At 71.8% G+C, this 22786-nt stretch carries 20 protein-coding genes; 13 read left to right on the top strand and 7 right to left on the bottom strand.

Features of this window, described 5'->3' with window-relative positions:
- Positions 1–2 precede the first annotated feature (2 nt).
- The 3 genes from ACFQS1_RS16250 to ACFQS1_RS16240 are packed head-to-tail and all read left to right on the top strand — an operon-like array spanning position 3 to position 4324.
- Entirely contained in the window at positions 3–803 is an 801-nt protein-coding gene (locus ACFQS1_RS16250) for an SDR family oxidoreductase (RefSeq protein WP_378968768.1), read from the top strand.
- Positions 804–860: 57 nt separating this feature from the next.
- Positions 861–4061 carry an AMP-binding protein gene (locus tag ACFQS1_RS16245; protein WP_378968766.1) on the top strand — a complete coding sequence of 1067 codons (3201 nt, stop codon included), beginning with the start codon at positions 861–863 and terminating at the stop codon, positions 4059–4061.
- A complete protein-coding gene (locus tag ACFQS1_RS16240) occupies positions 4058–4324 on the top strand; it encodes a phosphopantetheine-binding protein (protein ID WP_378968763.1) in 267 nt (88 codons plus the stop codon). The genes ACFQS1_RS16245 and ACFQS1_RS16240 overlap by 4 nt, the downstream gene beginning before the upstream one ends.
- Positions 4325–4403: 79 nt before the next feature.
- Here ACFQS1_RS16240 and ACFQS1_RS16235 read toward each other — a convergent pair whose 3' ends face one another.
- From ACFQS1_RS16235 to ACFQS1_RS16205, 7 genes are all read right to left on the bottom strand, one after another.
- Complete coding sequence (locus ACFQS1_RS16235; protein WP_378968761.1) at positions 4404–5339, bottom strand: UTP--glucose-1-phosphate uridylyltransferase; 936 nt, start codon at positions 5337–5339, stop codon at positions 4404–4406.
- Between the two features lie 19 nt (positions 5340–5358).
- Entirely contained in the window at positions 5359–6066 is a 708-nt protein-coding gene (locus tag ACFQS1_RS16230; RefSeq protein WP_378968759.1) for a phosphatase PAP2 family protein, read from the bottom strand.
- The gene (locus tag ACFQS1_RS16225) at positions 6057–6956 is read right to left on the bottom strand and encodes a TauD/TfdA family dioxygenase (protein WP_378969110.1); all 900 of its coding nucleotides are present in this window, start codon (positions 6954–6956) and stop codon (positions 6057–6059) included. The genes ACFQS1_RS16230 and ACFQS1_RS16225 overlap by 10 nt, the downstream gene beginning before the upstream one ends.
- Positions 6957–7044: 88 nt before the next feature.
- Positions 7045–8382 (bottom strand): thymidine phosphorylase, encoded by a 1338-nt coding sequence (locus tag ACFQS1_RS16220; RefSeq protein ID WP_378968757.1) that lies wholly within the window; start codon positions 8380–8382, stop codon positions 7045–7047.
- Positions 8379–9761 carry an aminotransferase family protein gene (locus ACFQS1_RS16215; protein ID WP_378968754.1) on the bottom strand — a complete coding sequence of 461 codons (1383 nt, stop codon included), beginning with the start codon at positions 9759–9761 and terminating at the stop codon, positions 8379–8381. The genes ACFQS1_RS16220 and ACFQS1_RS16215 overlap by 4 nt, the downstream gene beginning before the upstream one ends.
- Positions 9658–10830, bottom strand: a complete 1173-nt coding sequence (locus ACFQS1_RS16210; RefSeq protein WP_378968751.1) for a hypothetical protein — start codon at positions 10828–10830, stop codon at positions 9658–9660. The genes ACFQS1_RS16215 and ACFQS1_RS16210 overlap by 104 nt, the downstream gene beginning before the upstream one ends.
- Positions 10827–11594, bottom strand: coding sequence for a glycosyltransferase family protein (locus ACFQS1_RS16205; RefSeq protein WP_378968749.1), 768 nt, complete (start codon positions 11592–11594; stop codon positions 10827–10829). Before ACFQS1_RS16205 ends, ACFQS1_RS16210 begins: the two co-directional genes overlap by 4 nt.
- A 358-nt stretch (positions 11595–11952) precedes the next feature.
- Here ACFQS1_RS16205 and ACFQS1_RS16200 point away from each other — a divergent pair, with 358 nt between their 5' ends.
- The 10 genes from ACFQS1_RS16200 to ACFQS1_RS16155 are packed head-to-tail and all read left to right on the top strand — an operon-like array spanning position 11953 to position 22714.
- The gene (locus tag ACFQS1_RS16200; protein ID WP_378968746.1) at positions 11953–12753 is read left to right on the top strand and encodes a thioesterase domain-containing protein; all 801 of its coding nucleotides are present in this window, start codon (positions 11953–11955) and stop codon (positions 12751–12753) included.
- Positions 12750–13055 carry an acyl carrier protein gene (locus tag ACFQS1_RS16195; RefSeq protein WP_378968744.1) on the top strand — a complete coding sequence of 102 codons (306 nt, stop codon included), beginning with the start codon at positions 12750–12752 and terminating at the stop codon, positions 13053–13055. Before ACFQS1_RS16200 ends, ACFQS1_RS16195 begins: the two co-directional genes overlap by 4 nt.
- Positions 13052–13960 carry a thiamine pyrophosphate-dependent dehydrogenase E1 component subunit alpha gene (locus tag ACFQS1_RS16190; RefSeq protein ID WP_378968742.1) on the top strand — a complete coding sequence of 303 codons (909 nt, stop codon included), beginning with the start codon at positions 13052–13054 and terminating at the stop codon, positions 13958–13960. Before ACFQS1_RS16195 ends, ACFQS1_RS16190 begins: the two co-directional genes overlap by 4 nt.
- Positions 13957–14955: a transketolase C-terminal domain-containing protein gene (locus ACFQS1_RS16185; RefSeq protein ID WP_378968739.1), complete on the top strand. Its 999-nt coding sequence runs from the start codon at positions 13957–13959 to the stop codon at positions 14953–14955. The genes ACFQS1_RS16190 and ACFQS1_RS16185 overlap by 4 nt, the downstream gene beginning before the upstream one ends.
- Positions 14939–16108, top strand: coding sequence for a 2-oxo acid dehydrogenase subunit E2 (locus tag ACFQS1_RS16180; RefSeq protein ID WP_378968737.1), 1170 nt, complete (start codon positions 14939–14941; stop codon positions 16106–16108). Before ACFQS1_RS16185 ends, ACFQS1_RS16180 begins: the two co-directional genes overlap by 17 nt.
- Positions 16101–17954 carry an ATP-binding cassette domain-containing protein gene (locus ACFQS1_RS16175; protein ID WP_378968735.1) on the top strand — a complete coding sequence of 618 codons (1854 nt, stop codon included), beginning with the start codon at positions 16101–16103 and terminating at the stop codon, positions 17952–17954. Before ACFQS1_RS16180 ends, ACFQS1_RS16175 begins: the two co-directional genes overlap by 8 nt.
- Entirely contained in the window at positions 17951–19786 is a 1836-nt protein-coding gene (locus ACFQS1_RS16170) for an ABC transporter ATP-binding protein (RefSeq protein ID WP_378968732.1), read from the top strand. The genes ACFQS1_RS16175 and ACFQS1_RS16170 overlap by 4 nt, the downstream gene beginning before the upstream one ends.
- Positions 19783–20310, top strand: coding sequence for an ATP/GTP-binding protein (locus ACFQS1_RS16165; protein ID WP_378968729.1), 528 nt, complete (start codon positions 19783–19785; stop codon positions 20308–20310). Before ACFQS1_RS16170 ends, ACFQS1_RS16165 begins: the two co-directional genes overlap by 4 nt.
- Positions 20307–21521 (top strand): glycosyltransferase, encoded by a 1215-nt coding sequence (locus ACFQS1_RS16160; RefSeq protein ID WP_378968726.1) that lies wholly within the window; start codon positions 20307–20309, stop codon positions 21519–21521. Before ACFQS1_RS16165 ends, ACFQS1_RS16160 begins: the two co-directional genes overlap by 4 nt.
- The gene (locus ACFQS1_RS16155; RefSeq protein ID WP_378968724.1) at positions 21518–22714 is read left to right on the top strand and encodes a glycosyltransferase family 4 protein; all 1197 of its coding nucleotides are present in this window, start codon (positions 21518–21520) and stop codon (positions 22712–22714) included. Before ACFQS1_RS16160 ends, ACFQS1_RS16155 begins: the two co-directional genes overlap by 4 nt.
- Positions 22715–22786 lie beyond the last annotated feature (72 nt).

Here is a 22786-nt window from a genome sequence, read left to right as displayed (position 1 = left end):
CCATGGATCCCGAGGATTTCTTCAACCCGAAGTTGTTCGACGGTGAGGTGGCCGTCGTCACCGGCGGGGCGTCCGGTATCGGTCTGCGCATCGCGCGAGCGCTGACCGCACGCGGGGCCGAGGTCATGATCACCAGTCGATCGATCGAGCGGCTGGAGGCCGCCGAGCTCGAGATCGCGGCCCGGACCGGACGCATCGTCAGCAGCCTGCCCTGCGACGTCCGGGAGGCGGACGACGTCGACCGGTTGCAGGACTTCGTGATGAGCCGGTTCGGCGGCGCGTCGATCGTCGTCAACAACGCCGCCGCGAACTTCTTCACGCCGGCGGAGCGGATGACCCGGCGCGCGTTCGACACCGTCGTCCAGGCCGACCTCTACGGGACGTTCGCCGTGACCCAGGCGTTCGTCGGCCACATGATCGAGCAACGGCACGGCAACATCCTCAACATCACGATCGTCCAGCCGGAGCGGGGATTTCCGGGATTCTCGCACTCCGGCGCGGCCAAGGCCGGCATCCTCTCGCTGACCTGCAGCTGGGCGTTCGAGTGGGGACGGCACGGGATCCGGGTGAACGGCATCGCCCCCGGTCCGGTACCGACCCGGGGCGTCGCCGAGAACATGCTGGCGACCGACAGTCCGTTCGCCGACGACGCCCGGCATGTGCCGCTGGGGCGCCTCGGCACCCCGGAAGACATCACCTCGGCGGCGCTCTTCCTGCTGTCACCGGCGGCGAGCTGGATCACCGGGGTGAATCTCGTGGTGGACGGCGGCTTGTTCCTCAATCCGCCGGTCACCGACTCCTGATCGCCGAGGCGACGATGCGGTCAGACGCGGAAATCTCTGCCTGGAAGGCGTGAATCGATGTCATCCTCACAGTCCGAACCGGCCGCGGGCTCGTGGCGCTCGCTCGACCCGGGATCCCGGGCGATGTGGATGCTGCACCAGCTCGACCCCGGGTCAGCGGTGGCGAACGTGGCGGTGGGGCTGGAGTGCGACGCCTACCTCGACAGCACCCTGCTCGGCGCCGTGGTCGAATCGGTGATCGCCCGCCACCCGGAACTGCGCTCGGCGTTCACCGAGCAGGACGGCGTCCCGGTGCGCCGGATCAGGGACCTCGCCGAGCTGGACGTCACGGTCGAGGTGCAGACGGCCGCATACGGCGACGAGCTCGACGAGGCGATGCGCGCGTTCGTGGCCCGGCCGTTCGACCTCGAGCGCGATCTGCTGCTCCGGGTCGGCCTGTGGCTGCTCGGGGACGGGTGCGCGGTGCTGTTCACGGCGCACCACGTGGTCTTCGACGGCCGCTCGGCGGAACTGCTGGTGGAGGAGGTCGCCTTCGGCTACGAGAGCATGAGCGCCGGACGCCTCGGGCTGACGCTGCCGTCCGCACCGGATCTCGGCGCGCCGGCGGAACCCCGGGCGGACGAGGTCCGGTACTGGCAGACCGCCCTGGCCGAGATGTCACCCGATCGCTCACCGCTGAACGGAGCCCGGCCCGACCCGGAACGCCCGACGTTCCGTGGCTCGCTGGTGTCGCGGAGCCTGTCACCGGCGGCGTCGAATGCCCTGGCCACCCTGCGACACCGGTCCCGAGCAAGTGACAACGTGGTGCTGCTCGCCTTGTTCGCGGTGGCTCTCCAGCGGCACGGCGCGGATCCTCGGCTGGCCATCGGCTTGCCGGTGGACCTGCGTACGGCGGACACGCTGCGGGCCATCGGCTATCACGTCAACACTCTGCCGATCCTGACCGGGATCGACCTCGGCCTGGGCATGGAGAGCGCAGTGCAACACACGCGTGACGCCGTCCTGCTCGGGCTGCAACACCGCGATACCGCGGTGGACGGGCTGAGCCTCGCACCGCACGGCCAGGGCGCCGGGGCGTGGCGTACCTCGCTGTTCCGCTACCTGTTCACCTACATCCCCCGTACCTCGCGGGATGCCTGGATCGGGGGCGGAGCGGCGCGCCAGATCGAGCGTCGGCGCTGGCATCACGGCGTCAGCCGGCTGGACCTGGAGCTGTACGTCGAGCACTTCGAGAAGTCGCTGGTGCTCAGCGCCGCGTTCAGCACCGAGGTGCTCGACCGGCCGTACGTCGAGGCGTTCCTGGCCCGGATGGAACAGCTGCTCCTGTCGGCGGCCGAGCACCCGGACCGTCCGCTGCGGTCATTGGACTTCTGGACAGCCGCCGACAGGGCGGTGACGGCTCCGGCCGGCTCGTCCGAGAGCGCCCCGGGCCCCGGGTTGCTGAACCGATGGACGACGCTGGCCGCCGCGGACCCGGGCGCGCCGGCGGTGGAGGTGAATGGGACGGTCATCACTCGGCGGGCGCTCGACCGGGCGGCCGGCGAGCTGTGCGACCGGCTGATCGACGCCGGGGTGAAGCCGGGCGACGTAGTGGCGCTGCGCATGCGGCGCGGGCCGGCGCTGGCCGCCGCCGTCCTCGCGGTGTGGGCAGCCGGGGCGGCCTTCCTCGCGCTCTCCCCGGATGGAGTGCCGGTGCACGCGACCGAGCAATGCGAAGACGCCGGCGTGGTCGTGCTGGTCAGCGACGACGGGCTGGCGGACGCCAACGACTGGTGGAGCGACGGCCGCCCGCATCTGATCGCCGCCGAGCCGGGACCGGCCGAATCGCTGCCGGGCGGGGTCGGGGAGCCGCACGCGGTGGGGGAGTCGGACGAGCGCCAGGGGCTGGACGGCACGCGTCCCGGTGCCGTCGCCGGCCCGGAATCTCTCGCCTACGTGATCTTCACGTCCGGTACGACCGGGCGGCCCAAGGGCGTCCGCGTGCGGCACGGTGAGCTGGAGTCGACCATCGCCGCCATGGCTGACCTGCTGGGCCCCGAGGCGTCCCGGCGTACCGCCTGGACAACGGTCTTCACCTTCGACGTGTCGGTGCTGGAGCTGGTGCTCCCGCTCGTGCGGGGCCACGTCCTGCTGCCCTTCGCCGAGCCGGTGGGACTGGAGCAGGACGCGACCGGATCGCTCTGGAACGCCGCGCCCACCCTGGTACAGGCGACACCGACGGTGTGGCGACTGCTGTTGCCGTCGCTGGCTCGCGATGCGCTGGCCGGCGTGACCACCCTGTGCGGTGGCGAGCCGTTGACCTCCGATCTGGCCGCCGCGCTCGTTGGCGCGGGCGCTCGGCTGTTCAACGTGTACGGACCGACCGAAGCGACCGTCTGGGCGACGGGCGAGCTGGTCGAGGACCCCACCGACATCACGGTCGGGCGTCCGTTGACCGGGCGGCGGGCGTACGTGCTCGATGCGGCCCGCGAGCCCTTGCCACCCGGGCTGCCGGGCGAGGTGTGGCTGGCCGGCAGCCTGGCCGAGGGCTACGCCGGGCGCCCGCAGGAGACCGCGGACCGGTTCGTCCGGCATCCTCTGCTGGGCCGGGTCTACCGGACCGGTGATCTCGGCAGCTGGGGATTCGACGGTCGGCTGCGCCTGGCCGGCCGCAATGATCGCCAGGTCAAGGTACGCGGCACCCGGATCGAGCTCGATGCCGTCGAGGCCTCGCTGCTCACCCATCCCGACGTGCTGGAGGTGGCGGTGGTGCGGCGCGGCACCGGGCTCGAGGCGTCGCTCGCCGGGTTCATCCGTACCGGATCGGCGGAAACGGACCCCACCGAGATCCGGTCCTGGCTGCGCGGGCGACTGCCGGAGGCGGCCGTACCGTCTTCCCTCCGGCTGGTGGATCGGCTTCCCCGAACGGCCAACGACAAACTCGACCGGCGTGCTCTGGAGGCGATGGAGACGGCGGATCCCGCGACGCCGATCCCGGCTGACGACACCGAGCCGGAGGGGGCGGTCGAGCCGACGGTGGAGGCGCTCATCCGCCTGTGGGCCGCTCTGCTGGAACATCCGGAGCCGGGCCCGCACACCCATTTCTTCGACGCCGGCGGTCACTCGCTGCTGGCGGCCCGGCTCTCGGCCCGGGTACGCGCGGCGACCGGTCTGACGTTGTCGCTGCGGGACGTCTACGAGGCGCCCACGCCGGCCCTGCTGGCGGCCCGGCTGGCCGAGTTCGGCCAGGACGACGCCGCGGGGGAGGCGTCGCGATGACCGCGGCCGCACAGGTCGACGCCTTCATCCGGAACGCGCTGGCCGAAATTCTCGACCTCGACGAGATCTACCCGGACGATCAGCTGCTCGATCTCGGTCTCGACTCGCTCGCGGCCGCCCGCCTGGTGGCGCGAGTCCGCGACCACACGGGCCACGAGCTTCCGCTGCGCGTCGTGTTCGCCTTCCATACCGTGGCGGAGCTGACCGAGGCCCTCACCCAGGCACTGGCGCAGACGGCGCCGGTAGGGCACGCGGACGACTGATGGCCGTCGCATCGAAGCCCTGGCCGAGACCGCGCCGGTAGGGCCCGCGGACGGCTGATGACCGTCCGCGGGCACTGGGTCAGCCGACGGGCTGGGGCATCTGGGCGTTGAGGTAGCTCCTCAACCAGGCGAGCAGGTCGTCGCGCAGGTCGTCGCGCTGCCCGGCGAACTGGATCGCCGTGGTCAGCAGGCCCAGCCGGGTGGCGACGTCGTACCGGGCGCCGGTGTACCGGACGGCGTGGATGGGCACGCCGGCGCGGCCGAGCTCGACCATCGCGTCCGGCAGCTGCACCTCGCCGCCCGCGTCGGCGGCGGTGCGGCCGAGCACCGGGAAGATCTCCGGCGGCAGCACGTAGCGGCCGACCAGGGCCAGCCGGGACGGGGAGTCCTCGAGGCGGGGCCGCTTCACGACGTCGGTCACCGTGAACAGCTCGGCCGAGCCGTCCTCGCTGACCGCGGCCATGTCGCTCAGCGGTACGAGCTCGTCCGGCACGGGGCTGACCGCCAGCACGATGCCGCCGCGGGCCGCCTGCAGCTCGATCATGCGAGTCAGCAGGCCGGCCTCCCGGTCGAGCAGCTCGTCACCGGTGACGACCGCGAAGGGCTCGTTCCCGATATGCCGGCGGGCGCGGTGTACGGCGAGCCCCATGCCGGTCGCCCCGCCCTGGCGCACGCTGTGGACGGTGATCCGGTCGATGATGTCCAGCGTCCCGGCGAGAAGCCGCTCGTAGCGGTCGCCGAGGTGCGCGAGCAACGCGGGGTCGGTGTCGAAATGGTCGTTGATCGCCTCCTTCCCGCGCACCGTGATCACCAGCGCGTCGGTGATGCCGGCGTCGCCCGCTTCCCGCAGCAGGTGCTCAAGAATCGGCGTGTCGACGATCGGCAGCAATTCCTTGGGAATTGATTTGGTGGCCGGGAGCAGGCGCGTGGCTAATCCGCCGGACGGCAGGATGACCTTTTTCGCGGCCCGATCGGAACGATTTTCGGACGTTTGCTGAGAGGTGGATTCGCTCACCCCGGAAGAATAGCGGACATCACGCCGACGGGAATGGGGCGGACGGCTCCAAATTGTCGTTCCGGGCCGCGTCCGCCCATATTCCCGCGCCGAGCAGCAGCATCGGCGCCGCGGCTCCGAACAACCAGCCACCCGCCACATCGGTGGCCCAGTGCTGTCCGGTGACGACCCGGCTGACACCCACGACCATGGCACACACGGCGGAGCCGATGACGATGGCCGGCGCTGCCGCGCGGAGGTGGTACCAGGCCCAGACGCTCAGCACCACGGCGGCCGTCGTGACCTGGGCGGCGTGGCCGCTGGGGAAGGAGTTGAGGTACGCGTCCGGCCCGGCCGACGGTGGCCGCGGGCGGGCGATCCACTCCGCCAGCGCCGTACGGCCGTAGCCGGCCACCAGCGCCACCACCGCCGCCGCGGCCGCCGTCCACCATTGCCTCTTCCGCAACGAGCCGACCAACAGGATCGTGCAGGCGAGCCACCACCAGGGCAGTCCGCCGGCCGACGAGACGGTGTCCGCGACGCTTCGCATCGTCGAGCCGGAACCCCCGCCGGAGCCGGCGAGCCACCGGTCGACGCCCGGCGTCGCCCACCGGTCGACGACCCACCCGAGCACCAGGAGGAGCAGGCCGCCGGCGCCGCCGGCCAGCAGAAGGACCCGACCGTCGCGCCGCGCCCGCGGTGGGCTCAAGCCGGCGGTGACGCCGGTCCCGCCGTCCGCTACGGGCATGGGGTCAGCTCCGGAGAGGGCTCCCGCTCGTGCAGGGTCCGGAACATGCATCGCGGCTGCCGCGGATCGTCGGTATAAGCGGTCCGCCCGTGTGCGAGTCGCGCATTGGCCAGCACCAGAACCTGGGCCGGCGCCATCCGCAGCTCGCGGTAGAGCGTGGGATCCTCCGCGCATTTTTCGAGGTACGCGGTTCCGCGCCACAAATCGTCGGCCGAAATTCCGTCCGGCACCTCCCACCGGTCGGTGTCGGTCAGTGAATAGCGGGTCACCAATTGATCGTCGACGACGGCGAAAGCGGGCCCCGCGTTGAAGTCGTCGCTGCCGTTGACGGTGGCTCGGCGTACGAGGCAGCCAGGCGTGGCCAGCGCCAGGGCGGCCGGCAGATCGGTGGCCAGCAACCCGGCGTAGGCCGCGGTGGCGTTGAACAGGCGGGTGTCGCCCCCGGTCCGGCTCACCGATTGGCACAGCAGCAGCGTGGTCCGAATCTCCCCGATGTCCTGCAGGGTGCCGTCGGTGTGCAGGCGTTGCCCGCTGGTCCGCCCGAACGAGGGATGAGTGGCGTCCGGGGTCGAGACGTTCAGCCCGGCGGAGATCCGCGACACCACGGGCGGCGTGTTGCCGTTCAGCCGGTAGAGCGGCGGCACGAACGGAGCTCCCAGCCGCAGCGCCTCGGCGATCGGGGCGAGCGAGTGCTCACCGGTCGTCCCGCGCGGAAGTTGCACGATGGCGAACCCGTGCCGCTGGTAGCGGTGGACGACCTCGCGGACCGCCGCCCGTCCGTCCGATTCCCCGCCGCCCGGATCCCAGGCGACGGGGAAGTCCCACGGAACGTCGTCGAAGGTGGGAACGTTCTCCGCTTTCTTCAGGAGGTCCGACGAGTCGATTGTCATCACACTTCACTCCAATCATCGGGCGGTCGGCCGGAGGTGCCTCCGACTGGCCGCCGTTGGGCGACTGCACCCGCAGGTGCGGCGGCGGTCAGGACCCGCTCACGACCTCGAGAACCGCGCCGCTGCTCGCGGGCGGTCGGCCGCCGATCCGGAACGCCGCGCGGACCGCCTTCTCGGCCTCGTCGGGACGGCCGCCGTTCCAGAGAAGACGGGCCAGTGGCTCGCCGGCCGTGACCTGTTCCCCGACCTGGCGGTCGAGCAGCACCGCCGCGCTGTGATCGAGGGAGGCCTGGGGGTGGAAACGTCCCGCCCCGAGCCAGAGCGCGGCCTTGCCGATCTCCGTCGGCCGGATCGCGGTGACCCAGCCGTCCTCGGTGGCCGGTACGACGATCTCGTTGCGGGCACTCGGCAGCCGGTCCGGGTCGTCGATCTGAGCCACGTCACCGCCTTGGTGTTCGACCCACCGGCGGAAGGTGCGCAGTGCCTCGCCGCCGGCGACCGCCCGGTCGACGAGATCCGCACACGCCGCGAGCTCCAGTTCCGGGCGGCCCAGGCTCACCATCTGGGTGGCGATCTCCCGGCATACCTCGTGATAGCCGGGGAAGACCTCGCCGTGCAGTGCCTGGATCGCCTCGCGTACCTCGGCGGCGTTGCCGACGGCGCGCCCGAGCGGCCGGTCCATGTCGGTCAGCACGGCCCGGCATTCCACGTCCGCCGCGCGGCCTATGTCGATCATGAGCCGGGCCAGCGTCCGTGCCTCGCTCAGGCCGGGAACCAGGGCACCCTCACCGCATTTCACATCCAGGACGACCGCGGCCGCCCCGGTGGCGATCTTCTTGCTCATCACGCTGGCCGCGATGAGCGGCATGCTCTCGACGGTGCCCGTCACGTCCCGCAGGGCATAGGTGGCTCGATCGCCGGGGACCAGCTCGTCGCTCTGCCCGGTGATCACCATGCCCACGGCCTTCAACGTGTCGGCAACCTCGGCGGCGGAGAGATCGAGTCGCAGGCCGGCCAGCGACTCGAGCTTGTCCACCGTGCCGCCCATGAAACCCAGTCCGCGGCCGGAGACCTTGACCACCGGGACGCCGCAGGCCGCCACCACGGGCGTGACGAAGAGGCTGACCTTGTCCCCGACCCCACCGGTGCTGTGCTTGTCGACGACCCGCCCGGCCCCGGAGTGGGTGAGCCGCAGTCCACTGTCGACGTACGCCATTGTCAGAGCCGCGGTCTCGGCCGGCCCCAGGCCGGTGCAGGCGACCGTGGCCAGCCAGGCCGACATCTGGTAATCGGTGACCCGGCCGCCCAGGTAGTCGTCGACGATGCCGCGGATCGTGGACTCGGCGAGGGGACGGTGGGCACGTAGGTCAGCGATCGCGTCGATGATCCGGCGTACGGCCGCCGGCGATGTGGCGTCGTCGCTCACGGCCGGCCCCCGGTCCGCACGTCGTCCAGTGCGCCGGCCACCGACTCGGCGATCTCCCGGACACCGGTCTCGTCGATGGTGAGCGGCGGTACGGCCATCACGGCCCGCCCCTGCTGTCGCAGCAGCAGTCGGCGAGCCGTGGCCGCCTGCACGAGGCGCGCCGCGAGATCGGCGTCGGCCATTTCCACCGTCACGACCAAGCCGCGCCCCCGTACGTCGGTGACCAGCGGACCGGTGGCGCCGGCGGTGAGCGCGTCGAGCAGGTCGGCGCCGTGCCGGGCGGACCGGGCGACCAGGCCGTCCTCCTCGATGACGTCGAGGGTGGCCAGGGCGGCGGCGCAGGCGATCGCATGGCCGGAGGTGGTGTGCCCGTACCGCAGGCCGCCGACGACCGGCTCGGCGGCGAAGTCCTCGGCCAGGTGCCCGGCCGCGACCGCCGCCCCGATCGGGGCGTACCCGCCGTTCAGGCCCTTGCTCAGGACCATCAGGTCGGGCCGTACGTCCTCATGCTGAGAGGCGAACCAGGCGCCGGTCCGGCCGAGGCCGGTGAAAACCTCGTCCAGGATCAGCAAGGCGCCGGTGCGATCACACAGCCGGCGCAGCCGGGCCAGCAAGCCCGGCGGGAGGACGATGCCGCCGCCCACGTTCAGCAGTGGCTCGAGGACGACGGCGGCCGGCGGCCCGTCCTCGTGCGGCTCGGCGACGGCCTGCTCGATCAGCTCGAACGCGCGCTCCAGCCCGTCCGCGGTGCGCAGCGCGGCGCCCTCGCGGGGAAGCGGCACGCGGGTGACCGGGATCGGGTCCCGGTAGCGATTGGCAAGGTGGGGCAGTCCCGACAGCGACTGGCACAGCGCCGTCGAGCCGTGATAGCCGCGTTCCAGCGTCACCACCCGGGAACGCGGCTCGCCGCGCAGCGGCCACAGGTCGATCGCGATGCGGACGGCCGCCTCCACCGCCTCCGAGCCGCTGTTGACCAGAACCGTACGGGTGAGCGGTCCGCCGAGCAGGCCGGTCAGCCGTTCCGCGAGCGCCGCCGCCGGCCGATGGGTGAACCGCGACAGCTCGAAGTGGTGAAGCTGGGCGGCCTGCGTCCGGGCGGCTGCCTCGATCCGGGACTCCCCGTACCCGCAGACCGCGTTGAGCGCCGATGAGGTGGCGTCGAGATAGCGCCGCCCCGCGTCGTCCCAGACGTGGTAGCCGGCGCCGCGGACGATGGCCGGCCGCGTACGCTGCCGGACCGGTGTCCAGCTGTGCCAGATCCGGGACGCGGTGTCGTCAGACCCTCGCTCCGCGCCGGGCGATCGCGTCGAGGAGCCAGTCGAGGAACCGGGCGGTGCTGCGGGTGTAGTCGTACTGGCCGATCGGTCCGTGAGTGTCATGAGCTTTGCTCTCTGTGGTGAGGGTCATGATCTTCGCGGCGAGCCCGCCGCGGTCACGCGGGTCGACCGCGGCGCCGAGCCCGTCGGCTGCCGCTTCCACGGCCGTCGGACCGAAGCTGTCGCACAACATCGGAAGTCCGTACAGCCGGCTGTCGCGTATCCGCAGGCGGACGCAGGTGTCGTTCTCGATCCCCGGCCTCGCGACGCTGACCAGCGCTTTCGCTCCCTTGACCGCACCGTCCCGGTGCAGGTGCGACATCGGCCCCGAACGGAGCTCGACCCAGTCCTCCAGGTGATGGGCCCGGATCGCGGCCACGACCTCGTCCACCACCACCGCGTTGTCGGGCTGCGCCTGGCCGTAGAGGAATCCGAGGCTGACCGGATGCGCCGCCTCGTGGCACAGCGCTATCGCCTCCACCACAGCCACCGGGTCGAAGTAGGCCCAGAGGCCGCCGGTCCACAACAGATCCGGCCCCGGCCGGGGATCGGCCCGGGCGGCGCGTCGCGCGCTCGACGCGCTGAAGCCGATCGGCACCAGGGAGATCAGGTGATCCATCGTCCGGGACCGATCCAGCGCCGCCGCGCTCAACCGGCCCACCAGACAGAGATTGGCGATCAGGGTGAGGCGTTCGACGGCGGACCGGCAGAGGAAGTGGTCGGCCGCGCGCAATTGTGCCGTGTAGTCGTCGACCAGCCGCCGGTGAACGGCGCCGGGGTCGGCCGCGGATCGCAGCGACGGGTACTCCAGCTGCTCGATCGGCGGGGCGTTCTCCACGATCACCAGACACCGATGTTCCTGCGCCTCGCGCAGGCGCCGGGTCGAGCCCCCGTCGAAGAACATGACCGCGTCGGCCTGATCGGCGAGCTCGGGCCAGGACCGGGAGGACACCATCCGGGCACGACCGGCCGGCACGGCACCCGCGACGCTCTCGGCCATCACGGTGGTCGGCACGAATTCCGCCAGGGTCTCCGCCAGTTCACAGATCCGCAGGCCGATGCCGCCGATTCGAGCGCCGTCGACGGGATAGCTGCCGGCATCGAGCACCACGTGCCCAGTGCCCACCGTCATGATGTGCTGGTCCCGTTCACGCTGTCCGGGACGTGGAGGTGCCGGTAACCGTCCACGAACACCACGGGCGCGCCGATCAGCGGGCTGACGGCGGTACGCCGGAACACGTCGGGCAGGCGGTCCCAGGCCGAGCGGCGCAACCCGAGGACCACCCAGGCGGCGTCGAAACCGGTGTCGTCCGGCGGCTTCTCGGCCGCCGCGGTCACCCGGAGCCCGTGCGGGCCGGCGGTCACCGCCAGCGCTCCGTCCTCGGAGAGCGGGCGAGTACCGGGCGGTGCGGCGATGACACCCCAATCCCCGGTTCGCAGAGCGGCCACGCAGTCGACAAGCGGATTTGCCTGCGGCGTCCAGGAAAAGTGCTGATCCGGCAGGACGACCAGCACGCGCTCGGAGATGAGGTCGCGTGCGGCCCGGAGTGCTCCGGGCATTTCCGATCCGTGGCGGTCGTTCTGAAAAGTAATCCAAAGATCAAGGATCTCGCCGTACGGGTACAGCCGCTCCAGCGTCGGTTCACGGCCCGGGCCGGCGACCGCGACCAATCGAACCGGGCAGTTCCGGGCCAGGTCGACCACGGGGGCCAAGGCCGCGTCGAGAGCGGTCATTCCGCGCGCTATGCAATGCAATTCTTTGGGATACGGGGCCCGAAATCGCGACCCCTCGCCGGCGCAGGGCAGGAGCACCGTAATCGGTTCGGTGAGCGGATCCCGGACATCGATTCCGTTTTGGCGTGCCTCAATGCACGCAGACTCGTCGGTGGTCACCATATGCCGCCCCCGATCCATTCCGGCATTTCGCCGCGTAAAACGCTGCGACGGTGATAGTTGAAGACGCCGGTGAATCGTCGAGCATGTTCCGGACAACCCCCGCCATCCGCCACCGGGGATTGAAGCATAGATCGCCGCCGTTGCGCAACGGGTGACGGGTGAGCGCCGGACCGCACCGATCACCACTCTACGTGATCATTCGTGTGCGGACAGCGACCGCAATCCCGATAGGTGATCGTTCGGGCTGACTCCTTGTATTGGCTGGAGTATCTGTTTATATTGACCGCCGTGGCCCTTCTGCAAGAATGAGCAAAGGGCCGAGCTTCCGCACGACTATCGTGCTACGGGGAGGGAGCATGTGTTGGTCGGCGTGCCGGAGTCTGTTTCGCGGGCATCGGTTGTGGTGCCGCTGCAGCAGGCAGCGCGGTCACGAGGCACAGTCCTCTGCTTTCATGCGCTCAGTGGCAGCGTAGCCCCGTACGGGCGGCTGGCCGATTATCTGGCCGCGCATTTCGACGTCTACGGGGTGCAATCGGCGGGCCTCGAGCAGGATGGCCCGGACCGCTCGATCGCCCTGATGGCCGATCGTTATGCCGCCGATATCGCCCACCAATCTTCCGGCGCGCCGACTATTCTGCTCGGCTACTGTCTGGGCGGCGTGCTCGCCGTGGCGACGGCAGAGCGTCTCCAGGGACTTCCGGTGCCCATTTCCGCAGTCGTGACCGTCGATTCCAGCCCGGTTTACACCCCGGAATCGAACGGAAATCAATGGCGAGTGCTCATCGAGCAGACCCTCTTTCTCGACCTGGATTGGCGACAGCTCGCCGCACGCCCGCGCGCCGAGGCGCTCGAACAGGTCAAGACCGAGGCGGTCCGCCGCCGGGTGCTCCCGCCTCGCTTCCCGATCGAACGACTCGAGCGCATGCTCGACGTCAGCGCGGCCAACGACGCGGCGTCCGGCAGCTACGTCCCCGGCATCCACCGGGGTGCGCTGCACGTCATCCGGGCCGCGGCCGACCTCTATCCCGGAGCCGACCCGTGGCAGCCGTTCGCCGACGACGTCGTGCTGCATCCGATCGACGCGCCGGGCTCGTTGCTCGCCGACCCCGCGGTCGTCGCGGTGGCCGGCGTGGTCGGCGATCTGGCCGGTGCCCGGTGACCGCCACGGCGGGCGCGGACCCGGCGTGGCGGCCGGAACCGGCGATCCGGACGACCCTCCCCGACCCGGCCGAGCTGAGGGCACTGTGGACCGCCGTCCTGCACCGCGAACCCACGTCGGACGACGAGGACTTCTTCGATCTCGGCGGTCATTCGCTGTCGCTGGTCCAGATGCTCGCGCTCGTCCGTGACCGCTACGGCGTCGAGCTGCGAATGGACGAGCTCTTCGCCGACGACATCACGATCCGCACGGTGGAAGCGATGATCCACCGGTTGCTGGCGGACCACCCGGAAGCGCCATGACGAACGCGGCGACGACCAGGGCGCCGAAGCGTCACGATCTCGGCGATCTGCGCCTGATGATGCGCATCCGGCACCTCGAGCTCCGGCTGCACGAGCTGTACGCGGACGGACTGCTCGGCGGAACGACCCACACCTGCCTGGGTCAGGAATACGTCCCGGTGACGCTCGCGCCGCTGATCCGGCGCGACGACGACGTGTTCAGCAACCACCGGGGCCACGGTCATTTCCTGGCCCACGGTGGCGATCTGCGGAGCCTGCTCGCCGAGATCCTGGGACGCGAGGGCGGGGCGAGCGGCGGCGTGGGCGGCAGCCAGCACCTGCGGGCCGGCAGATTCCGGTCGCTCGGCGTCCAGGGCCAATCCCTGCCGGTGGCCGCCGGCGCGGCGCTGCACCATCAGCACGCCGGAGCCGGCGGGCTCGCCTGTGTCTACGTCGGCGACGGCACCTGGGGCGAGGGCGCCGTGTACGAGGCATTGAACCTGGCCGCGCTGTGGTCGCTGCCGCTGCTGGTGGTCGTCGAGAACAACGGCATCGCGCAGACGACGCCGTCCGCGGCGCACACCGCCGGATCGATCGGCCGCCGGGCCGAGGCATTCGGTGTCCGGCATGTCCGGCTGGACGACATGCGGCCGCACGTCCTGCGTCCCGTGGTGACCCCGGTTGTCGCGGGCGTCCGGTCCGGCACGCCGGCGGTGCTGGAGTTCCGAACCGTACGGGTGGGACCGCACAGCAAGGGTGACGACACGCGCGGCGAAGCGGAGTTGCAGCGGGTCCGGGCCGCCGATTGGTTCCGGTCGGGTCCCGCCGGTGAACGCGAGTGGGACGAGGTCAGCGACGCCGAGGCCGAGCGGGTCGGCCGGGCGATCGCCGAGGTGCTGGCGCGTCCTGAGGCGCGGTGGTCGTGACCGGCCGGGGTGAGCGCCTCGGCGAGGAGCTGCGGGCGGCTCTGCACGAGTTGTTCACCGAAGACCCGGAGGCGTTCCTGCTCGGGCAGGACGTGCTCGACCCGTACGGTGGCGCCTTCAAGATCACACGCGGTCTGTCCAGCCGCTTCCCGGACCGGGTCCGGTCCACGCCGATCAGCGAAGCCGCGATGGTCGGCGCGGCCAGTGGGCTCGCCCTGGCCGGGCACACCGCCGTCGTCGAGCTGATGTTCTCGGACTTCGTCACGCTCGCCGTCGACCAGATCCTGTACGCGGCGAGTACCGCGGCCGGCACGTACGGCGCCCCGTGGCCGGTGCGGCTCGTGGTCCGGTGCCCGTCCGGGGGCCGGCGCGGCTACGGCCCGAGCCACAGCCAGAGCCTGCAGAAGCACTTCATCGGGATGCCCGGTCTCACCGTCTACGAATTGTCCCCGGCCCATCGCAGCGCTTCGGTGCTGAGCTCCATGCTGGCCGAGGGCCGGCCGGGTCTGCTCTTCGAGGACAAGGTCTCGTACACCGAGCCGACCTGGACGCCCGGGCCGCCCGGGGGCCTGTTCACCGGCGAGCTCGTCGGCCCCGAGCCCGGTGTTGCCGTGCTCGACGTCGACGCCGGCGTGGTGAACTGCGTGGTGATCTGCGGCGGCAGCACCGCGAACCGGGTGCTGGAGGCAGCGTCCCGGTTGCTGCTCACCCAGGACGTCGTCTGCCGCATCCTCGTGCTGGCCCGGACCCACCCGTTCGACCAGAAGACGGTCAACGGACTGCTTCCGCCGGGCGTGCCGGTGGTCGTGGTCGAGGAGAGCCTGCCCGGCGGCACGTGGGGCGCCGAGGTCGCCTACCGGCTCGGCGCCGGCCGCCGGGTGGTGCTGGCCCACTCGGAGGGCGAGGTGATCCCCGCGGCGGCACATCTGGAACGAGCCGTGTTGCTCAATGTCGACCGAGTGATGGAGCGGGTACGCCATGCGGTCAGCGAATGAGGTCCGGGCCCCCCGGCTGAACACCCTCGACGAGGACTACGTCGTTCTCGAATGGCTGGTCCAGGACGGCGCCGCGGTGGCCGAGGGAGACGCGCTGGTAGCGGTCGAGACCTCCAAGGCGGTCGAGGAGATCGCCGCCCCGTCGGCCGGCCGGGCGATGCACGCGGTGGCGGCGGGGCAGCGGTGCCGGGTCGGCGAGATCGTGGCCCGGATCGTCCCGGAGGGCGCAGCCGCCGACGATTCCGGTACGCACCAGCCACCCGCCGCGGTCGTGCTGGGCGCCGAGTCCACGGATCGCCCGGCGGCGGCCGCCGGTCCGGTCATCACCGAGCCGGCCCGGCGGCTCGCCGAGGAACTCGGTGTCTCCACGGCCGCCCTGCACGCGTTGGGCAAGGCCGTCATCCGGGCCGACGACGTCCGGGCCGTCGCCCCGGCCGCCCACCGGCCGACGGTCGCCGTCGCGCCGCACGGCGAACCGGTGCGCCTGCCGCGCGGGCAGGCGGCGGTGGCGGCCACGGCGGCCCGCTCGCATCTCGAGATCCCGGCCGCGTTCCTGGTGATGGAGGTCGGCGTGGATGCGGCGGTGGCAGCGTCGCGGGTGGCCCGTCGTCGCGTCCGGGCGATGGTCGGGCTGACCGAGCTGACCGTCCTCGCCCTGGGCCGTCTCCGGGCGGACTTCCCGTGGGCCTTCGCCGGCACCGATGATCCCTCCGCGCCTCGGGTCCGGCCCGGAGCCCACGTCGGGGTCACCGTGGATGTCGGATCGGGCCTCGCGGTTCCGGTCGTGCCCGACGCCGACCGGGCCACGCTCGGTCAGGTCGCCGCCCGGCTGACCGAGCTGAGGCAGCGATCGCAGCACGCGCGCCTGAGCGAGAACATTCTGCGGGGAGCCAACATCACGCTCGCCCTGGCCCCCGAGGACGGCGTGGTGTTCTCGCGGCCACTGGTCCCACCGGGACAGGCCTGCGTCGTCTCGCTGCCGGCCGTGCAGGAACGGTGTGTGCTGGAGGACGGGCAACCGCGAGCGCGCCGGGTGGTCCATCTCGGACTCGCGTACGACCATCGCGTCCTGAACGGTCGCGAGGCCGCCGCGTTTCTCACCGGGCTGCGCGGGCTCCTCGAGGCGCCCGAGGCTCTGGTGGACGATGCCTGAGCCGGCGCGGGTGCCGATCTCGGACCGTCGGCTCGTACTTCGCCTCTGGGCGGGTACCGGTCCGGCACTGCGGTTGCTCTCGATCGGCATCCTCACCGGCCGCGCCCTGGTGCCGGCGGCCGTGGCGGTGGTCGCGGGTGATCTGGTCGGCAAACTCGTGGACATGTCCGGCACGCGGCAGCCCGTGACCGCCGTCCTCGGCGCCCTGCTGCCGCTCGCGGTGCTGCTCATCGCCGCCCAGCTGGTGGAATTCGCGGTCGAGCCGCTGCGTCTCGCGCTCACCCGGCGGGTGGACGGCGCCCACCGGCGTGCCGTCGAGGCCGCGGTGTCCGAACTGGCCAGCCTGCCGATGCTCGAGGACCCCGGCTACCAGGAGCTGATCGTCCGCGCGGCCGGCGAGCCGGCCAACCGGACCGGCCGTACCTCGGGGTCCGCGGTCTGGGGACTGTTGTGTCTGTGGTCGCGGCTGCTCGCCAACATCCTGGCGGTGATCGTCGTCGCGCGCGACGCGCCCCTGTCCGCCGCGCTGTTGTTGCTGACCATTCTGGTCATCCGCCGCTTGCAGGCGGCCGATGCGCTGCTGCCCGCGGCGGCCTGGACGGACGGGGTGGCGCACCGGCGGCTGGCCGGCTACTGGGCCGCGATGCTCACCGGCCCGGAGGTGGCCAAGGAACTGCGGATCTTCGGCCTCGCCGGCTGGATGCAGGCGCGGTACCGGTCGGCGACCGAGGCACACCTGACCCCGCACCACGCCGCCCGGCGCCGGGTGCTGCGGCGGCAGTGGCTGCGCGCGCTGATCCTGGCCGGCGGCACCGGCGTGGTGATGGGCGTGCTGGCGTGGTCCGCGGCCCGGGGTGAGCTCGGCCTGGACCGGCTGGCGACCGACCTGGCCGCGGTGTGGGCGGCCGCGAGCGGGGCCTTCGTGGCCCAGGAGATCCTCGACTACGCCGACGGGCTGCCCGCCGCCCGGGCCCTCGAGGAGTTGCGGCACCGCTCGCCCGCCGCGATGTCGCCGAGCGCCGGGGTGCGGCCGGTCGAGGCGGTGCCGGACGCCGGCCGTGCCGAGGCGCTGCGCCTCGCCCGGGTCCGGTTCGGCTATTCCCGCCATGACGTATTGCGGGGCCTGGACCTGGTGGTCCCTCGCGGCCGGCTGACCGCGCTGGTCGGGTTGAACGGGGTCGGCAAGACCACCGTGACCAAGCTGGTGTCGGGGTTGTACCAGCCCCGGGCCGGGCAGATCACCCTGAACGGCGTCCCGCTGACCGGGCGTCCCGACCGGCATCGGCTGGTGTGCGTCGCGGCCCAGGATCCCCTGCGCTATCACCTTTCGCTCCGGGACAACGTACGGCTGGCCGCACCCGCGCATCGGTCCACGAGCGATCTGGAGGACGCGGTCCGGGAGGCCGGCCTCGACGAGCTCGTGGCTCGCCTCCCCGCCGGCTGGGACACCCCGCTCTCGCCCGACCGCACCGGCGGGGTGGAGATCTCCGGCGGGCAATGGGCACGGGTGGGCCTGGCCCGCGCGCTGTTCGCGGTGCGGGCCGGCGCGCGGATCGTGTTGTTCGACGAGCCGACCGCCCACCTCGACATCCACGCCGAGACCGAGGTGATCTCGCGGATCCACGACGTCGCCCGCCGGGCATGTGTGCTGCTGATCTCGCACCGCCTGGCCACCGTGCGGAGGGCCGACACGATCGTGGTGCTGTCCGGCGGAGTCGCCTCCGAATCCGGCAGCCATGACGAGTTGATGGCGGCTCGGGGCACGTACAGCCGCCTGTACCGATTGCAGGCCGACCGTTTCGCCGCACCGGCAACCGCGTCCGGCGCGGAGGTTCCGGCGTCGTGACGTGGTGGCTGGTCCTGCGCCGCTCGTGGGCCGTCGACCGGTTCCGGACCCTGGTCGTGCTGGGACTGGTGCTCGTCCAGAACGCGATGTTTGTGCTGACCGCGGTCGGGATCCGTGCCGTCGTCGACAGCGCGACGGATCGGCGGCCCGGTGCCGCGCTGGCCGGCGCGGCGGTCACCGCCATCGCGTTCGCGCTCACTGCGGTCGGGGACTTCGTCCAGTTCCAGACCCGGCTCGACATCGCCGACCGGGTGGGGCGGCTCGAGTTCGATCCGCAGATCCAGCAGATGTCCGCGGCGCTGCCGGGCCTGGAACATCTGGAACGGGCGAGCTACGCCGACCGGTTGAGCCTCGTCCAGGGCCGGGGCACCCTGCTGGCCGAGGGCGGCTGGGCCGCCGTGGATGTGGTCTCCTCGGTGATCCGGGTGCTCGCCACCATGGTCCTGCTCGCGGCGGTCCACCCGGCGTTGCTGCTGATGCTGCTGCTGATGCTGCCCGCGGGTGCACTCAACGCCCTTGCGTACGGGCGGCTCGGCCGGGCCGCACTCCGGGCCGCCGAGGACGAACGGCTGGAACGTCATCTCCACGAGGTGGTGACCCAGCCGGAGGCCGTCCGCCAGGTCCGGGCCGCGTCCGCGCACGGCGAGGTGATGCGGCTCGCCACGGCAGCCTGGCAACGGGCTTCCGGCATCCAGGTCGCCGCCTCGATACGGTCGGCGGCCCTGGCCGGCGCCGGCGGGGCGGTCGTCGTGCTCGGTTACGTCGTGGCGCTCGTGTTCGTGGTCCGTCTGGTCGCCACCGGGCAGCGCACCATCGGCGACCTCATCATGGTGGTGACGCTGGTCGGCCAGCTGCGCAGCATGATCGAACGTCTGCTCTACGTGGTCAGTCGGGTGCTCACCGCGGCCGCGGTGACCGGTCCGTACCGCTGGCTCGAGTCGTACTCCCGGCGCGCCTGGCGCGGTGGCGACCTCCCCATGCCCGACCGGCTGACCACCGGGATCGCGATCCACGACGTCAGCTTCACCTATCCGGGCGCCGCCGATCCGTGCCTCGAGCGGATCACGCTCGACATTCCGGCCGGATCGGTGGTGGCGGTGGTCGGCGAGCACGGCTCGGGCAAGTCGACGCTGGTGAAGCTGCTGGCCGGTTTCTACCCGCCGACCTCGGGCCGGCTGCTGATCGACGGCGTGCCGGTCGAGGATCTGCAGCCGCGATGGCGGGACGCGATCTCCGCGGCCTTCCAGGACTTCGGCCGCTACCAGGTCTCGCTCCGGGAAGCGGTGGGCGTCGGCGACCTACCCCGGATCGACGACGCCGACCTGGTCCGGGCGGCGCTCGATCGATCGGCCGCCACCGATCTGGAAACCCGCCTCCCGGCTGGACTGGAGACGCCGGTCGGGCCGCTCCTGCCGGGCGGCGTCGATCTCTCCGGCGGGCAGTGGCAGAAGGTCGCCCTGGCCCGCGGCAACATGCGCGACACGCCACTTCTCCTGCTGTTCGACGAACCCACGGCGGCGCTCGACGCTCCCAGCGAGGACGAGATCTTCACCCGCCAGGCTCATTTGTCCCGCACGCTGGCCGAACGCTTCGGCACCATCACCGTGGTGGTCTCGCATCGATTCTCCACGGTCCGGTCGGCCGATCTCATCGTCGTGCTGGATCGCGGCCGATTGACGGAGCTGGGCACCCACGACGAATTGATGGGGATTGGCGGCCGTTACGCCCGGATGTACGAAATGCACTGCACCGCCTACCATGGCGCCGCCCGCGGGGATGCCGGCGGAGTCGTCGCCACCGCCGGGCCGGCAGAAGGAGAGAACCACCAGTGATCGTTTGGCTCAACGGGCCCTTCGGGGTCGGCAAATCCACCACCGTTGCTCGCCTTCACCCGAGCCTGGAGGACGCCACGACGTACGACCCGGAGGTATACGGCGGGCTTCTGCAGCGGACGCTCGGCATCTTCCAGCCCGGCGATTTCCAGAATCTCCCGATGTGGCGGACCGGAACCGTTCGAGGCGCCGCCCGCCGGGCCCGCCGGCACGCCACCGTGCTGATGCCGATGTCGGTGCTCAATCTCGACTACCAGGCGGAGATTCTGGACGGGATGCGCCGGCGTGGGCTGGACGTGCTGCATGTGACCCTGCACGCCTCGTCGAGTGAGCTCCGCCGGCGCATCGACGCGGACACGGTGGACACCGGCGCCCGGCCGTGGCGGCTGGAGCAGCTCGAACGGTACGAGAAGGCCTACCACGGGCTGGCCGAGCGGGGACCGGTGGTCGACACCGACGGGCGAGGCCCGGACGAGGTGGCCGCGCGGGTGCTCGATCTGGTCCGGGAGCGACGTCAGCCATGAGCCGTGTCCTGATCGTCACGCACGGCACCGCCGGCGACATCGGCCAGCTCGTTCGACTGGGGCGGGGCCTGCGCGAACGTGGCCACGACGTCGCGGTGCTCACCCATGCGCCGTACGCGTCCGCGGCCGAGGAAGCGGGCCTGCAGTTCGTGGCCCTGGACAATGCCGAGGACTACGGACGTCACCTTCGCCGCACCCCCGAACTGCTCAGCATGCGGGGCCCGAGGGATCTGCGCGACTTCTACCGGCGCAACGGCCTGCTGGAGCAGTGCCGGTTCGAGGTGGAGGTGCTACGCGCCCTGGACGATCCGGGTGACACCGTCATTCTCGGTCGGTACGGATCGGCCGTCTCGATGCTGATGGCGGCCGAGCTGACCGGGGCGAGGACGGCCTGGATCGCGCTGTACCCCTCGCAGCTGATCACCGACCAGATCATGACCTACGGCGTCACGTACGGGCTGGCGCCGGACCTCGCCGAAATTCGCCGCGACCTCGGGCTGCCAGCGATCGACGACTGGGACCGCTGGCTGCACTCGGCCGACCTCACCCTCGCCCTCTGGCCCGAGTGGTTCGACCGGGCCGGCCTGCCCGCGCCACCCGGCACGGTGGTCACCGGGTTCGTCCCCGGCGACCAGGAGCACGCCGAAGACGTACCGGCGGAGTACGCCGCCCTGCTGGCTCCCGGGCCGGTGCTGGTCACCGGCGGCACCGGCCGCATGTTGCACCACGACTTCTACCCGGCCGCGGTGGCGGTCGCCGGCGGTGCGCAGCGGCCGGTGGTGGTCGTGACCCCGCACCGCGACCTGCTGCCGGACCGGTTGCCGGCGCACGTCGGCTGGATCCCGCAGATCCCTTTGTCGGCCGCGTTGCGCCACGCGGCGGCGGTGGTGCACCACGGCGGCATCGGTACCGCGATGCGGGCGCTACGGACCGGAACGCCGCAGCTGATCCTCGCCCACGGCCTCGACCGTCCGGACAACGCGAGCCGGCTGGCCGCCCTGGGACTGGCCGAATGGGCGCCGCCGGCGGCCTGGACCGGTCCCGGGCCGGTGGACGACCTGCGGCGCCTCGTCGGCGACACCGGCTACGCGGCCCGGGCGGCGGCCCAACTCGCGGACGACAGCACCGAGCGGGCCGTCGAACGGGCCGTCGAGGCCATCGAGAGCCGGTCCGGCACGCCGGCCGTCCGCTCCGGAGGAGAACCGGCATGAGAATCGTCGTCGCGCAGAACATGTTCCATCTGCCGGCGCACGGCGGCGCCAACAAGGCGAATCGGATCCTGTCCGAGGAGCTCGCCGCCCGCGGTCACGAGTGTCACGTCGTCGCACCGCTGACCGGGGCGCTCCGGGGCAGTGACGTTCCCGCGCTCGAGGAGTACCTGGCCCAGCACGGAGTGACCGACATCCGGCCGGAGAACGGTGTTCTCACCTACCGGTTCGCGGGCGTGCACGGGCACGCTGTCATCGAGCCCTCGCATCTGGCCCGGGCGGTGCGACGGACGATCGCCGACGTCGAGCCCGACCGGGTGGTGGTCCCGTCCGACGACCCGGGGGGAATGGTGCTCGCCGCGGCGCTGGCCGCCGCGCCCGGACGGGTGGTCTACATCGCGTACACGATCCAGCAGTTGCCCTTCGGTCCCGCTGCCTTCTATCCGAGCGAGGCCGGCACCCGGCTGCTCCGCCGGACAGCCGGGATCGTGTCGATCAGCCGGGCCATCCAGGACTACCTGATGGACGGTGCGAGCCTGCCCTCGGCACTGATCCATCCGTCGGTCTACGCGCCGATCCCATCGGCGGTCGCCGGCGACGGTGCCTTCGTCACCATGGTGAACCCGTGCGCCTACAAGGGCATCGACATCTTCCTGCCGCTGGCGGCTTCGCTGTCCGGCGTGCCCTTCCTGGCGGTGCCGACCTGGGGCGCCACCGCGGAGGACCGTACTGCGCTCGCGTCGCGGCCGAACATCACGGTGCTGCCGCCGGCCGATGACATCGACGACGTCCTGCGCCGGACCAAGGTGCTGGTGATGCCGTCGCTGTGGGACGAGACGTTCGGCTTCACCTGCATCGACGCGATGCTGCGGGGCATCCCGGTGGTGGCCAGCGGGGTGGCGGGCCTGGTCGAGGCGAAGCTCGGCGTGCCGTACCTGTTGCCGGTCCGGCGGATCGAGGCGTACGACGTGCACGCCGATCCAGCCCGCCCGGTCCCGTCCATCCCGCCGCAGGACATCGGCCCGTGGACCGCGGCGGTCCGGCGCCTGCTGGACGATCCGCAGCATTACGCGGACATCGCCGCCCGTTCCCGGTCGGCCGCGCTCGCGTTCGTGGAATCGCTGGACGCCGGTGCGCTGGAACGGTTTCTCAGCGAGCTGTCCATCGCCGGGCAGCAGCAGGTCACCCACGGCTGATCCGGCCCGTTCCGGCGGACTCGATGTGCGGCGGTGGGGGGAGTGGATGGGAGACGTTGCTGGTGCGGTGCA

The sequence above is a fragment of the Paractinoplanes rhizophilus genome, assembly GCF_042664765.1.
Classification (GTDB): Bacteria; Actinomycetota; Actinomycetes; order Mycobacteriales; family Micromonosporaceae; genus Actinoplanes; species Actinoplanes rhizophilus.
This window is presented reverse-complemented; position numbering and strand designations above follow the sequence as displayed.

What these genes read in the sequence shown, in the direction of transcription:
- ACFQS1_RS16250 (WP_378968768.1), top strand. Translation starts at nt 3, where the DNA reads ATGGATCCCGAGGATTTCTTCAACCCGAAGTTGTTCGACGGTGAGGTG.
- ACFQS1_RS16245 (WP_378968766.1), top strand. Translation starts at nt 861, where the DNA reads ATGTCATCCTCACAGTCCGAACCGGCCGCGGGCTCGTGGCGCTCGCTC.
- ACFQS1_RS16240 (WP_378968763.1), top strand. Translation starts at nt 4,058, where the DNA reads ATGACCGCGGCCGCACAGGTCGACGCCTTCATCCGGAACGCGCTGGCC.
- ACFQS1_RS16230 (WP_378968759.1), bottom strand. Translation starts at nt 6,066, where the DNA reads ATGCCCGTAGCGGACGGCGGGACCGGCGTCACCGCCGGCTTGAGCCCA.
- ACFQS1_RS16225 (WP_378969110.1), bottom strand. Translation starts at nt 6,956, where the DNA reads ATGACAATCGACTCGTCGGACCTCCTGAAGAAAGCGGAGAACGTTCCC.
- ACFQS1_RS16215 (WP_378968754.1), bottom strand. Translation starts at nt 9,761, where the DNA reads ATGACACTCACGGACCGATCGGCCAGTACGACTACACCCGCAGCACCG.
- ACFQS1_RS16210 (WP_378968751.1), bottom strand. Translation starts at nt 10,830, where the DNA reads ATGACGGTGGGCACTGGGCACGTGGTGCTCGATGCCGGCAGCTATCCC.
- ACFQS1_RS16205 (WP_378968749.1), bottom strand. Translation starts at nt 11,594, where the DNA reads ATGGTGACCACCGACGAGTCTGCGTGCATTGAGGCACGCCAAAACGGA.
- ACFQS1_RS16190 (WP_378968742.1), top strand. Translation starts at nt 13,052, where the DNA reads ATGACGAACGCGGCGACGACCAGGGCGCCGAAGCGTCACGATCTCGGC.
- ACFQS1_RS16180 (WP_378968737.1), top strand. Translation starts at nt 14,939, where the DNA reads ATGCGGTCAGCGAATGAGGTCCGGGCCCCCCGGCTGAACACCCTCGAC.
- ACFQS1_RS16175 (WP_378968735.1), top strand. Translation starts at nt 16,101, where the DNA reads ATGCCTGAGCCGGCGCGGGTGCCGATCTCGGACCGTCGGCTCGTACTT.
- ACFQS1_RS16160 (WP_378968726.1), top strand. Translation starts at nt 20,307, where the DNA reads ATGAGCCGTGTCCTGATCGTCACGCACGGCACCGCCGGCGACATCGGC.
- ACFQS1_RS16155 (WP_378968724.1), top strand. Translation starts at nt 21,518, where the DNA reads ATGAGAATCGTCGTCGCGCAGAACATGTTCCATCTGCCGGCGCACGGC.